Below are 13,758 nucleotides of genomic sequence, written 5' to 3'. Positions count from 1 at the left end.
GGGTTTAGCGGCTTTTTGCCTCTTTAAGCCGATGTTTTCTATAAAGAATAAAACTGATCATTATTAGAATTCCAGCAATCCCCTCAAGGGCAACAACTAAAACAGTACCAAAGAGATGTGCGAAATAGCCCATCATCAGTGCGCCAATTGGTAGAACTCCTTGAAATGCCATAATATAATAACTCATCGTCCTCCCTCTCATATTATCATCTGTATGTGTTTGTAAATAGGTATTGATAGAAGAGTTTTGAGCCATTAGTCCTAATGCGCCTGAGGCTGCGAAGAGCAGTCCTATGATTAAAGATGGAGATAAAGCTAACCCAAGCACGGATATTGACAAAATAAAGCTCGAGCGTATAATTATCTTTGTAAAATTACGATGCGATTTGAGTGTTGCCATATATATTGCACCGATTAATGCTCCTAAACCACCACAGCTTTCAAACCAACTAAAAGTTGTGGCATCGCCATTAAAGATATCTTTTGCGAACACTGGTAAAAAGGTAGTGTAAGGAATGACCAATAAACTCGACGAGGCCATTAGTAGGATTAATGAAGATATGTTGGGTGAAGCTTTAAGGTATCGGAAGCCTTCTTTTAGGTCGAACCAGATGTTTTCGGTTGATTTTTTTGGTACAGTTATTTTGATCTTCATAAGTAAGAGACAAACTAATACCGCAATATAGCTGAGGAAGTTAATCAGGAAGCAAATATTTTCTCCAAATGAACTTAGAATTACGCCAGCTATCGCAGGCCCTATTAAGCGAGCCCCGTTAAATACTGATGAGTTAAGCGCAATAGCATTGGGAATATCTTCTTTTAAATCGACCAGATTTACCACCAGAGATTGACGTGCGGTAACATCTAAAGATGTTACTAGACCTTGTATTAAACTTAATATTCCGATCCATAAAATGTTATAATAATTTAACCATACCATTAGAGCCAATGTTCCTGCCTGAAGCATGAGAATAATTTGTGTAAACCAAAATATTTTGAACTTATTGTGTCGGTCTACTAAACTACCTGCAAAAGGGGCTAATATGAGGGATGGGAAAAGACTTGCGAATGAGATTAATCCGAGAATAAAGGGCGATCCTGTTAAACGGTATACCAACCAGCTTATAGCCACTCTTTGCATCCAAGTTCCTATAAGAGAGATAGATTGGCCGGTAAAAAACAATCTGTAATTATAATATTTGAGAGATCGGAATAACAGCATAATACGTTAGAGAGGAGCTTATTTTAAATTAAATCTAAGCAATAAACGCCATAAAATGGTAATTTCGTATCCATGAAGAGTGTACATATCGTAGGAGCGGGTCCGGCAGGCTTAATGGCAGCACATCAGTTTGCATTAAAGGGATACTCTGTAAATGTGTATGATCATAAATCTGCACCAGCCCGTAAATTTTTAGTTGCAGGACAGGGTGGATTTAACCTCACTCACTCGGAGGAATTAGAATTGTTTCTTAGCCGCTATGATTCACAAGAGATTCAATCCATTGTCCGAGAGTTTACTAATCAAGATACAGTTCATTGGTTACATTCTATTGGTGTTCCAACCTATGTTGGATCTTCAGGAAAGATTTTTCCTGTAAAAGGGATTAAGCCCATTGAAGTATTGCAAAAGTGGCTTTCGACCTTGGAGGTGCTAAATGTTCGATTTCTATTTAATTATCGTTTAATTGATTTTGACTTAAAGAAGTTGATTTTTATGACCGACAATGGAATGGAGGAAGTGCTTTATCAGCGTGCTGTATTTGCATTTGGTGGTAAGTCTTGGGCAATAACAGGTTCGGACGGAAACTGGACATCTCTTTTTTTTAAGAAGGGTATAAAGCTTAAGCCTTTAGAAGCTGCTAATTCAGGTTTAGAAATGCTTGAGCCTTGGCAAGACTTAGCCGGTAAAGCTTTAAAGAATGTTTATGTATTTAATGAATTTGGTTCGAAATACGGAGAATTCATTATTACTGATTATGGTATTGAAGGTTCGGCAGTGTATTTTATGAATCGCTTCTTGAGAGAAAAATCCTTTCCTCAATATATATATGTAGACTTGAAGCCGAATCTTACTCACGAAAGAATTATAGATTTGTTGTCGTCTGGAAAGATTTCTGAAGTATTAAAGAATAAGCTACATCTCGAACCGGTGAAATTGGCACTCTTGAAAAAGTTAGATAAGGCAACTTATATAGATCCAGGTTTATTAGCCTATAAGATTAAGAAGTTTCCGATTGAACTGGCCGGCTTCAGACCCATTGATGAAGTGATTTCAACTTATGGTGGTGTTGATTGGGAGGAATTAAATCCTAAGTTATTTTTAAAGAGATATCCAGCTATACAATGTTGTGGAGAGATGCTCGATTGGGATGCTCCAACGGGAGGATATTTATTACAGGCTTGTTTTTCATCAGGTTATTATACGGCATTGGGTATTCCAGAATCTTAAGTCATTTTGCTGTAGGCTAGCCAAACCATTTTCTTCCAAAGGTGTTTTTTAATTAACTCTATTGATTATGCCAGAAGGACCGTCGATTGTTATATTAAAGGAACTTGTTGAAGAACTTCATTTAGAAGGTTCAACTATTTTAGATGTGGAGGGGAATACCAGTATCGAAAAAGAAAGAATGATAGATAAACGGATTATCGCTTTTAAAAGCTGGGGAAAACATTTCTTAATTTGCTTTGAAGGGTTTACTTTAAAGATTCACTTTTTAATGTTTGGTACTTATTTAATTAATGACAAGAAAGAAACTCCTTTACGTTTAGGACTTATATTTAAAAATGATGTGCTAAATTTCTATACCTGTTCTTTGAAGTTTATTGAAGGAGACATAAACGAGATCTATGACTGGGAAACGGATGTTTTATCTAATCAATGGAATCCATCGAAAGCCGAATCGAAATTGCAAGAAAAGGGAAGTGCTTTGGTATGTGATATATTACTAGATCAGAATGTATTTGCTGGTGTTGGAAATATCATTAAAAATGAAGTTTTATATCGAATTGGTGTTCATCCGCTTAGCACAGTAGAATCTCTCCCACCTATTAAGAAAGAAGAGCTTATTAAGGAGGCCAGACAATATAGTTTTGACTTTTTGAAATGGAAAAAAGAATATACCTTAAAAAAGCATTGGTTAATTAATACTAAAAGTATTTGTCCTTTGGGTCATCATGTACATAAAGCTCATTTGGGAAAAACTAATAGAAGAACTTTCTTTTGTGTTGAATGCCAAAAGCTATATGTTTAGTCTTTATTGAAATGCTATTAAACCGTGATAGTACATGATAGTCTAATCACTTTGGTTATTAATTTTGTATTAAATATAAAGATAAAAGGTATGAATAGAGTTTGTTTATATGTAGCAATGTTTACTGTTTCAATAAGTCTGATAGCCTTCAATATGTCATTTGCGTCCGGAATCTCAGGTGATAGGGTTGTAGCAGCTGAAGAGGTTATTACGATTAAAGTTGTTGTTGGAGAAATGAGGTTTGATAAGGCTAAGTTTTCTGTTAAGGCTAGTACTACTGTAAAGGTAGTGGTTGAGAATCCTGATTTTATGCAGCATAATTTCCTTATTGCCAAACCTGGAACATTAGAAAAAGTCGGAAGTGCTGCAGATGTCTTAGCCGGTATGGCCAATGGTGCTGAATTACAATATGTACCCAAAATCCCTGAAGTATTATATTCTACTCCTTTGTTAAATCAAGGTGATAAATTTGAATTAACAGTTAAAGTTCCTGCTATTCCTGGCGACTATCCTTTTGTCTGTACTTTTCCAGGTCATTGGAGAATCATGCACGGCATAATGACAGTTACTAAATAGCGATTAGGCTATCCTGCGTTAAGTTATTTCATTTTAGCTTTTTTGATCCCTGTTGCATACCTTATTAGGTAAGCAACAGGGATTTTTTAATTTATTCCTGTTAGATTTATTCAATTGAATCCTGAATTTACAGCTGCATCAGGATAGAGCAGGTTGCCGCTACCCACAGGCCTGGCTATATTTACTTTATAACCATCGTTATTTTATAACCTTTAAAACCAATACTTATGATGCGATTTTATCTATTCTTTAGCCAAAAGCTGCTCATGCTTTGTTGCAGCCTCTTATTTAGTCTTACTGTTTTTGCTCAACAGACCGTTCAAGTTACGGGAACTGTTAGGGACGAAGCTGGCCCAATTGGCGGGGTCTCCGTTCTAGTGAAAGGCTCACAACAGGGAACTGTGACTAGTGCGACGGGAACTTATTCAATTTCGGTTCCGTTGGGTTCTGTACTTGTTTTTCGAAACATCGGATATAACGAGCAGGAACGAACTGTTGGAAGTGCCGGAACAATTAATATAACACTTGCAAGCGGCTCGGAAGGGTTGGAAGAAGTTGTTATTGTTGGTTACGGAACTCAGCAGAGTAAAGATGTAACAGGATCTGTATCTACTGTTTCGATGGGAAATGTGAGAGATCAAGCATTAGCTTCTCCTGACCAAGCTCTTGCCGGACAGGTTGCTGGCGTGAATGTTAGTACTTCCAATGGTATACCTGGAGGGGGACCTCAAATACGAGTTCGTGGTGTTGGTGCCGTTGGGGCAGCTAGTGAGCCATTATATGTAATCGATGGTTTTCCCGTTCCTAGTTCTTCTAGTCAGCGATCCAATCCGATGAGTGAGATCAATCCTCAGGATATTGAATCAATGACTATCTTAAAGGATGCTTCTGCTACCGCTATTTACGGTTCGAGAGGTGCAAACGGAGTAGTGATTATTAATACCAAGAAAGGAAGAAGTGGTAAGCCTACGATAGCTTTAACTGCAAGTACCGGTTTGCAAGAAGTTCCTCAGAAGGGGAGGCCTGATTTAATGAACGGTCAGGAGTTTGCACAGTGGAGACAGGAAGCTGAAATGGATAAAATAAGATATGAGCAAGGAAGAGAGCCATCATTGGATGAGATCCCTGAGATATATCGTAATCCATCATTGATTGGTAAGGGAACTAACTGGTTTGATGAAGTAACTCGCGTTGCCCCAATGTCAGATATCAATCTAAGTTTTAGTGGTGGTAGCGATAATATTAAGGCCTATGTATCAGCAGGTTACTTTAACCAACAAGGTGTTATGCTCAATACAGGCTTTGAACGTTATTCATTGAGAAGTAATGTTGATGCAAATTTAACAGATAAGTTTAGAGTAGGAGTTAGTTTATCACCTTCTCTTACCTATACAAATGGTAGCGTTAGGGGCCAAGGCAGGGATGAGTTTTTCGACATTGCAAATCCAATTCCAGCAGTTTATAACGAGGATGGTTCATATAATGTATATATACAGACACCAGGAACTTTTGGAAACCCTAACCCAGTTATGGTTTTAAATGAAACTGTTAATAAAGCTAGTAGTGCAAGGGTATTATTTAATACCTATGGAGAATATGAGTTTATAAAAGATTTAAAATTAAAATCAACATTTAATGTTGATTACGGTAGTGGTGACTCAGAATATTTTAGACCATCAACAATAAGAGGTCAGAATAACCCAAATCCATCTATTCCAACGGGTAGATATACAAGTCGCTCTTCTATGAACTGGCTAAATGAAAACACCTTAAACTATGACCTTAGACAAGGAAATCATTCGCTTTCTGCATTGTTGGGATTTACTGTACAATCTAATAAGTTCCTAAATGGATCTTTTGATGGAAATGAGTTCGCGAATGATGACATTCAGACTTTGAATGCTGCAGCTCGTATTACAGGAAATACGAATAAACAAGAGTGGGGTCTAGTTTCCTATCTTGCCAGAGTTAACTATGCTTATCTTGATAAATACTTAGTGACTGCTACTGTAAGAAGTGATGGTTCATCTCGTTTTGGAGCGGACAATCGCTGGGGTACTTTCCCATCCTTAGCTTTAGGTTGGAGACTATCTGATGAGAACTTCTTGAAAGATGTATCATGGATGAATGAATTCAAGTTGAGAGCTTCTTATGGTTTCTCTGGTAACTTTAATATCGGGAATTATAGTTACATGAGTAATATTGGTACAAATGATTATGCGTTTAATAGTGGATTAGCCAATGGTCGCTGGAAAACTAACTTAGGAAATTCTTTCCTAGGATGGGAAAAAATGCGGGAATTAAACTTGGGGTATGATTTGACTATTTTAAATAATAGATTGACAATGACAGCGGACTTCTATATTAGAAACACGCAGGATCTATTATTGGAATCTGAAATTCCACAATCTTCAGGTTTTGGAACAGCTATGGAAAATCGTGGAGATATCCGTAACCAAGGTTTTGAATTGGGAATTAACTCACGTAATATCAATGGTGAGAATTTCAGATGGTCAACAAACTTTAATATTTCCTTCAATAAGAATAAAGTAGTTGCATTGGGTAGAAGTACTGATCCTTTATATTCTGGTAGCAGTAGTGAAGGTAACCCAACCAACGTTAGTGTGATTGGACAGCCACTAGGTATGCTTATCGGTTACCGTGTTGAAGGTATTTATCAAAATCAAGCTGATTTGGATAAATATCCCAAATTCCCTGGCGCGATTCCAGGAAATATGCGCTTTAAAGATGTTAATGGAGATGGGGAGATTACGCCATTCGCAGATTTTGAAGTAATTGGAAATCCATATCCTGATTTTACCTGGGGTCTTACCAATTCATTGAATTACAAGAACCTGGATCTTCGTGTTTTAGTAGTAGGAGCGATGGGTGCAGAAATGCTTCGTGCAACAAGCTATTATACCTGGAATATTGACGGAGTATTTAATGTAACCAGGGATGTTGCTGACAGATGGAAGTCTGAAGCAAATCCTGGAAAAGGGATTGTTCCAACAACTGCTGGTGAAGGTAGAGGCCGTGTAATGTTTAGAGATTCTCATTCCGGAATGATCCATAAAACAGATTATGCCTGGGTGAAGAATATTACATTAGGGTATACATTTAAGAATGGAATCGGAACTAATTTCTTAAAAACCGCACGTATATACGGTTCTGTACAAAATGTAGTAGCGATAACCAATTATCCTGGAAATCCGGAAGGAACAAACTATAATAGAGGTAGTCAAAGTTCATTGGTGCCAGGATTAGATTATTCGAACTATCCTGTACCTCGTATATTCACATTGGGAACCAATTTTACATTTTAATTAATTAAACCGAAATAGAGATGAAAATAAAAATATATGCGATAGCGCTCCTCCTTCTTAGTATGACATCCTGTAATAAACTACTAGATGTTGATCCTTATACTTTCTCAAGAGGTGAAGACTATTATAAGACAGAAGACCAGATACGTTTGGCAGTAAACGGAGTTTACGCTACAACACAGGCAACCTATACAGGAAACTTTCCTGCTATGACTGAAATGAGATCAGATAATACGAATTATCAATACGATGAAGGAAATCGTGGAGCTCAACAAAGAGAAGAGCTTGATGAGTTTTTGATTTCTCCAACCAATAATCAAGTACAAGATGTTTGGAGTCGACTTTATACAACTATTCAGCAAGCAAATGTTGTTTTGGGTAAAATAGATGCTGTCGAGTTTGCTGATGAAACCTTGAAAAACCAATACAAGGGTGAATTACAGTTCTTACGTGCTATGCAATACTTCCATCTGGTTAGGTTATTTGGAGAAGTACCCTTAATATTAGAGGAAATTTCAGGACCGGAAAATGCTTTTGGAGGAGAAAAGGCAAGTGTTCAAGCTATTTATGATCAGATTATTCTGGATGCGAAAGCTGCTGCTGGCAACCTACCACCTAAATTTACAGGAGCAAATCTTGGAAGAGCTACAAAGGCCGCTGCAATGACTCTGTTAGGAGAGGTTTATATAACAACAAAGCAGTATGACTTAGCCATCCCAGCATTGCAAGAAGTTACTACAATGGGCTATGGTTTATTGGACAATTATGCAGATAATTTTGATCCTGCTAAAAAGAATAACAATGAATCTATTTATGCTATTCAATTTAACTTTGGTTTAGAGTCAGAAGCTGCTAATTGGATATTCTCATTCGGACCTCGTGATGGAAGACAGATTCTTACAGGTTTTGGCGGACAATTAGGTGCTTGGAATATACCTACACCGAGTATGGTGAATGCTTACGAACCGGGTGATATTCGTAAAGATGCATCGATACAAATGTTTACTAATGCAGCTAATGAAAAGTATCAGGAAGCAGAGTATTTTGGTGGTAGCACAATTCCATTTATTAAAAAATACTATCATCCTCCATATCCTAGGAATTCAAGAGCTGATGAAAATATGCCGGTTTACCGTTATTCTTATGTGCTATTAATGCTATCTGAAGCGATGGCAGAATCAGGTTCTGGTGATCCTTACGGTCCACTTAACCAAGTTCGTGATCGTGCTGATTTAGGTCCTCTATCTGGATTAAGTACACCTGATTTGAAAGATGCTATTCTTCATGAACAAAGGGTTGAATTAGCTTTTGAAAATCATCGTTGGTTTCAACTGCTTCGAAGCGGTAAGGCTATCGAGATCATGACAGCACATGGTAATGAGCAAAAAGAATTATTGGATCGTTTAAGTGCTGCAACTTATAATATTCAACCATGGAAGTTGTTGTATCCAATTCCTGAAAGAGAAACCAGGCTTAATAATATTGAGCAAAATCCTGAATGGAAATAATAGAACATAATAAGAACGATAATGATTATATTGTTATCGTTCTTTTGCTGAAAGAAACAAAAACTAATTAACTTAAAATCTATGAAAAACTACCTAAAAAAGATCCCTATTCTGGTATTAGTGTTCCTCGCTCTAGTGATTGCTTCGTGGGATAGTGAACAGCCCGGGGATCCGAAGACAGAAAAGATTGTTGTACCTGAAGGTTTTGTAATCGAACACCTTTACAGTCCTTCAGAAAATGATCAGGGATCTTGGGTTGCAATGACCTTCGATGATAAAGGCCGAATGATTACAGCAGATCAGTATGGTTTCTTATACCGTCTGGAGGTTCCTGCAATTGGTTCTGGTACTGTAAAGCCTAAAGTTGAGAAACTTACCATGGGTACAGATACTTCCAAAGTAGCCATGGGTTATGCTCAAGGACTATTATATGCATTTAATAGTCTTTATGTGATGGTAAACAATACACCCAATAATGTAGCTAATGGAAATGGTCCTGAGAATGGATTCTATAGATTACAAGACACAGATAACGACGATAAATACGATAAAATTACTCAGTTACTCGCTTTGAGCGGTGAACCTGGCGAACATGGTCCGCATAGTATCAGGTTATCACCTGATGGCAAATCATTATATATAGTAGCTGGGAATCATACGGATCTTCCTGAAATGAGTCATTATCGTTTGCCTCATGACTGGCAAGAGGACAATTTGTTTCCTTTAATAAAGGATCCAAGAGGTCATGCCAATAATCGGATGGCACCAGGTGGTTGGATTGCAAAAACAGATCCTGAAGGCAAAAACTATGAATTAATTAGTGCTGGTTACAGAAATGCTTTTGATTTTGATTTCAATGATGCGGGTGATTTGTTCGTGTATGATGCAGATATGGAGTGGGATTTCGGGATGCCATGGTATCGTCCAACACGCGTAAGTTTCTCGCCTAGCGGAAGTGAATTCGGATGGCGTACAGGTAATAGCAAATGGTCTCCTGCTTATCCGGATAATTTGCCTGCTATCGTTAATATCGGTCAGGGGTCTCCAACAAACTTTATGTATGGAGGCAAAGCTAAATTTCCTGAAAAGTATAGAACAAGTATGTTCGCTTTTGATTGGAGTTTTGGTATCATATATGCAATTCATACAAGCCCTAAAGGAGCTGGTTATGAAGGTAATGCAGAAGAGTTTATATCTGGGTCACCGTTACCTTTAACAGATGGTAATATAGGGCCGGATGGTGCTATGTATTTCCTTACAGGCGGACGTAGATTAAGTTCTGATGTTTATCGTGTATACCATAAAGACTATAAAACCTTCAAAGCTCCAACTGTAAATGTGGTAGAAACTCCGGAAGCTAAAATCAGAAAGCAATTAGAGGTATTTCATGGTGCCGGAGCACACCCAAATGCTGTATCGGTATCTTGGCCTTATTTGAAACATGAAGACAGGTATATACGTTATGCTGCTCGTATCGCAATTGAACATCAACCAATAGGTTCTTGGAGGAACTTAGCCTTAAATGAAACAAATCCTCGTGCACTTACTCAAGCTATGATTGCAATGGTAAGAGTTGGAGATCAGGCTTCAAAAGCTCAAATCTTTAAAAAGTTGGTTTCTGCCAATATTGCAAGTCTTCCTGTAGATCAGAAATTGGATCTTACCAGAGCTATTGAGTTAGCAATTCTGAGATTAGGAATGCCAGATAATCAAGAAAAGGCTGCTGTTATTAATTATTTAAATCCACTTTACCCATCTGGGAATAATGAATTAGATAGAGAGTTAGCAAAAGTATTGGTCTACTTAGATTCTCCGGAAGCGATTAAAAAAACTGTTACGATGCTTGCTACAGCAAAAGATGATGCTTCCTATCAGCAAACTATTATGAGTTCTTCTGATTTGATTATGCGGAATCCTCAGTATGGATTGGATATTGCCGGAATGTTGGCAAAAACTCCACCTGCACAACAAGTATATTTAGCAACTGTTTTAAGTGGTGCCAATGCCAAATCAGGATGGACTCCGGAAATGCGTGAAAGTTACTTTAAATGGTTCTATGATGCATTCGGATACAAGGGTGGCAATAGCTATGTAGGATTTATTAATGCTGCTAGAAATATGGCGTTAGCAAATGTTCCTCAAGCCGATTCTGCTCGTTATAATGTAATGTCTGGAAGTGAACTTTTAAGTGGTACGGGACGTGGTGTTGCATTAGCCGCTACAGGTATCAGACCTCAAGGTCCGCGTGGCAACTGGACAGTAGAAACTGCATTGCCTGTTGTTGAAGCCGATTCCGGCAATCGTGATTTTGCCAGAGGGAAAGCGATGTTTGCAGCAGTTAATTGTATACAGTGTCATTCAGTCCAAGGAGAGGGTGGTTCGTCAGGACCTGATTTAACTCAATTGGGAACTAGATTTTCAGCTAAAGATATATTAACAGCAATTATTCTTCCAAGTCAGACCATTTCAGATCAATATGGTTCTACAGTTTTGACATTGAAAGATGGAACTTCAGTTCTTGGTAGAGTAGTGAACGAAACTACGAATTCATATTCTATTTCGCAAAATCCATATGCTCCACAAGTTCTTAGAGAGATACCAAAAGCAAATGTTGCTGAAGTAAAAGTATCAGAGGTTTCTATTATGCCTCCAGGAACAATCAGTCCGTTAAATAAAGATGAATTGAAAGATTTGATTGCTTATTTAACATCGGGTGGAAATGAAAACCATGAAGTATTTAAACCTAAAAATTAAAATTAAACAGTAAATGACATCAATGGATAAACCATGGCTCGATAAAATCTCTAATTCAAATCAATTGGGTGGAATTGAAACTTCCATTCTTGATAATGGTTTGGGTAAGGGCTCCAGAATTGCTTGGATCAATACCGGTAGTGGATTAAGATTTAAGGTTTTGATAGATCGAGCCATGGATATCTCTGATGCTTTTTTTAATGAAAATAGTTTAGCATGGCATAGTGCCTTAGGGGCAGTGAGTCCTCAGCCATTTTCAAATAAGGGTGCGGAATGGTTAAGAACTTTTGGTGGCGGATTATTAGTAACATGTGGTTTAACCCATGTTGGTGGACCAGAAAGTGACGATTTTGGAGACCGAGGTCTGCATGATCAAATTAGCAATACTTCTGCTCAAATCGAATCGATTATTCAACCTGATCCTGTGATGGGTAAATTTGATATGAACATTACAGGAATTATACAACAAGGGCATCCTTTGGGCCCAAACTTAGTAATGAGAAGAACAATCTCTGCTGTTTTAGGAGAGGCAGTAATAAATATTAAAGATGAAATAGTAAATAGGGGTAACACACCAACCCCACATATGCTATTATATCATTGCAATTTTGGATGGCCATTAGTAGATGAAGGAAGTGAGATTATATGGAGTGGGAAATGGACGCCTAGGGAATCAGGAAGCCAGAATCAAATCTTTAAAGATGGAAATGATTTTCACACTTGTTTGCCGCCTATTGATGCACATTTAGGCGGTGGTGAAGAAGCTGTTTTTATTGATGTTGATGCAGATAGTGCAGGCATGTGTAAATCTGGAATTCGTAATAAAAAACTAGGACTTGATTTAACTCTAGAGTTTAGAAAGGATCAGTTACCTTGGTTAACGAATTGGCAGCATTGGGGAAAAGGGGAGTATGTAATGGGTTTGGAGCCTGGAACCAATCCTCCGATAGGCCAAAAGAAAGCACGAGAAACGGGGACACTAATATTTATAAATCCCGGAGAGAAGAAGGAGTACGATCTTACCATACGCGTACTGAATACTAAAGAAACAACTAACAGTTCTAATTAATATAGAAACAATTAAATAAATTATAAAATCTGAATATGAGTATTACAACTAAAGCTCTTGAGCAAGGAAAAGGTATACTGAGGTTAGCACCTACATGGGTTCCCCGCTCATTTTGTGTGCCTGGGAGAAGAATTAAGCTTCATCCGGATGATTATTATATACTTGGTGGAGAACGAGGAGGAATAGATGAAAGATGGTTTTCTTCTACTACGCCAGCGGAGAATGGGCCTTTAACAGGAGAGCATGAAGGATTGAGTTTTATAGTATTTAATGATGGAGATAAGGTAGAAAAAGTATTATTAAAAGATGCTATTGATGAAGTGAAAGGGGAAATTATAGGAAATAGATTGTGGGATGAGTATCAATCTTGGCCTATGTATTCTAAATTTTTTGATAATATGGGACCTCTTCCACATCATATTCATCACAATGATGAGAAAGCTGCACTCGTTGGACAGAAGGGTAAACCTGAAGCTTACTATTTCCCTCCTCAACTTAATAACCATGGTGGAGATTTTCCATATACATTTATGGGCATTTCACCTGGCACTACAAGAGAGCAAATTAAGGAGTGTTTGATGAACTTCACTAAAGGAGATAATAAGATTACAAGTTTTTCACAAGCTTATCAACTAGATCCTGGTACAGGTTGGGATGTTCCTCCTGGATTGCTTCATGCACCAGGCAGTATGTGTACTTATGAACCTCAAAAAGCATCCGATGTTTTTGCAATGTACCAGTCACTGGTGAATGAAGCTATTATTCCGGAAGAGCTTTTGTGGAAGGGTACTCCTCCTGAAGATAAAGGCAACTATGAAGCTTTATTAGATGTAATCGATTGGGATCTTAACCTTGATCCGAATATGATGGAAAATAGGTTTATGGCGCCTAAGCCGGTAAAACCTTTGGATGAAATGAAAAGTGAAGGATATGTTGAAAACTGGATATGTTATAAATCTGATGCATTTAGTGCAAAGGAACTTACTGTATTGCCTGGTAAAACGGTGACCATTAAGGACGGTGGGGCATACGGATTGATTATGATGCAAGGTCATGGCAAAATGGGAGTCTGGGATATTGAAACTCCTGCCTTGATTCGTTATGGTCAATTAACCAATGATGAGTTTTTTGTTTCAGAAAAAGCAGCTCTGGAAGGTGTAACAATTGTTAACCATTCAACAACTGACCCGATTGTTATGCTTAAACATTTCGGGCCAGGCAATCCGGATTTAGTACTATAAAGATTTTTAAACGACCAAATTATATATATT

Annotated in this window: 9 protein-coding genes; 8 read left to right on the top strand and 1 reads right to left on the bottom strand. The window is 37.7% G+C overall.

Annotation, left to right across the window (positions count from 1 at the left end):
• Positions 1-4: 4 nt before the first annotated feature.
• A complete protein-coding gene (locus VL047_RS08155; protein WP_325359630.1) occupies positions 5-1,222 on the bottom strand; it encodes an MFS transporter in 1,218 nt (405 codons plus the stop codon).
• Between the two features lie 72 nt (positions 1,223-1,294).
• Between VL047_RS08155 and VL047_RS08150 the strand changes: the two genes are divergently transcribed.
• From VL047_RS08150 to VL047_RS08115, 8 genes are all read left to right on the top strand, one after another.
• Entirely contained in the window at positions 1,295-2,452 is a 1,158-nt protein-coding gene (locus tag VL047_RS08150; RefSeq protein WP_325359629.1) for a TIGR03862 family flavoprotein, read from the top strand.
• A gap of 67 nt (positions 2,453-2,519) precedes the next feature.
• On the top strand, positions 2,520-3,254 hold the full coding sequence (locus tag VL047_RS08145) for a DNA-formamidopyrimidine glycosylase family protein (RefSeq protein WP_325359628.1): 735 nt from the start codon (positions 2,520-2,522) through the stop codon (positions 3,252-3,254).
• A gap of 90 nt (positions 3,255-3,344) precedes the next feature.
• The gene (locus VL047_RS08140; protein WP_325359627.1) at positions 3,345-3,830 is read left to right on the top strand and encodes a plastocyanin/azurin family copper-binding protein; all 486 of its coding nucleotides are present in this window, start codon (positions 3,345-3,347) and stop codon (positions 3,828-3,830) included.
• A 227-nt stretch (positions 3,831-4,057) separates the two neighbouring features.
• Positions 4,058-7,156, top strand: coding sequence for a TonB-dependent receptor (locus VL047_RS08135; protein ID WP_325359626.1), 3,099 nt, complete (start codon positions 4,058-4,060; stop codon positions 7,154-7,156).
• Positions 7,157-7,176: 20 nt separating this feature from the next.
• Positions 7,177-8,664: a RagB/SusD family nutrient uptake outer membrane protein gene (locus tag VL047_RS08130; RefSeq protein ID WP_325359625.1), complete on the top strand. Its 1,488-nt coding sequence runs from the start codon at positions 7,177-7,179 to the stop codon at positions 8,662-8,664.
• 81 nt (positions 8,665-8,745) lie between these two features.
• Complete coding sequence (locus VL047_RS08125) at positions 8,746-11,418, top strand: c-type cytochrome (protein ID WP_325359624.1); 2,673 nt, start codon at positions 8,746-8,748, stop codon at positions 11,416-11,418.
• 13 nt (positions 11,419-11,431) lie between these two features.
• On the top strand, positions 11,432-12,487 hold the full coding sequence (locus VL047_RS08120; RefSeq protein ID WP_325359623.1) for an aldose 1-epimerase family protein: 1,056 nt from the start codon (positions 11,432-11,434) through the stop codon (positions 12,485-12,487).
• 35 nt (positions 12,488-12,522) lie between these two features.
• Positions 12,523-13,728, top strand: a complete 1,206-nt coding sequence (locus tag VL047_RS08115; protein WP_325359622.1) for a hypothetical protein — start codon at positions 12,523-12,525, stop codon at positions 13,726-13,728.
• The last annotated feature ends 30 nt before the right edge of the window (positions 13,729-13,758 follow it).

It is taken from the genome of Albibacterium sp. (genome assembly GCF_035514885.1).
GTDB lineage: Bacteria > Bacteroidota > Bacteroidia > Sphingobacteriales > Sphingobacteriaceae > Albibacterium.
The sequence above is the reverse complement of the archived record's forward strand: the minus strand, read 5'-3'. Positions and strand labels throughout refer to the sequence as shown.

Bases quoted from the DNA above. Each gene is read 5' to 3' on its own strand.
- VL047_RS08155 (WP_325359630.1), bottom strand. From the start codon at position 1,222: ATGCTGTTATTCCGATCTCTCAAATATTATAATTACAGATTGTTTTTT.
- VL047_RS08150 (WP_325359629.1), top strand. From the start codon at position 1,295: ATGAAGAGTGTACATATCGTAGGAGCGGGTCCGGCAGGCTTAATGGCA.
- VL047_RS08145 (WP_325359628.1), top strand. From the start codon at position 2,520: ATGCCAGAAGGACCGTCGATTGTTATATTAAAGGAACTTGTTGAAGAA.
- VL047_RS08140 (WP_325359627.1), top strand. From the start codon at position 3,345: ATGAATAGAGTTTGTTTATATGTAGCAATGTTTACTGTTTCAATAAGT.
- VL047_RS08135 (WP_325359626.1), top strand. From the start codon at position 4,058: ATGATGCGATTTTATCTATTCTTTAGCCAAAAGCTGCTCATGCTTTGT.
- VL047_RS08130 (WP_325359625.1), top strand. From the start codon at position 7,177: ATGAAAATAAAAATATATGCGATAGCGCTCCTCCTTCTTAGTATGACA.
- VL047_RS08125 (WP_325359624.1), top strand. From the start codon at position 8,746: ATGAAAAACTACCTAAAAAAGATCCCTATTCTGGTATTAGTGTTCCTC.
- VL047_RS08120 (WP_325359623.1), top strand. From the start codon at position 11,432: ATGACATCAATGGATAAACCATGGCTCGATAAAATCTCTAATTCAAAT.
- VL047_RS08115 (WP_325359622.1), top strand. From the start codon at position 12,523: ATGAGTATTACAACTAAAGCTCTTGAGCAAGGAAAAGGTATACTGAGG.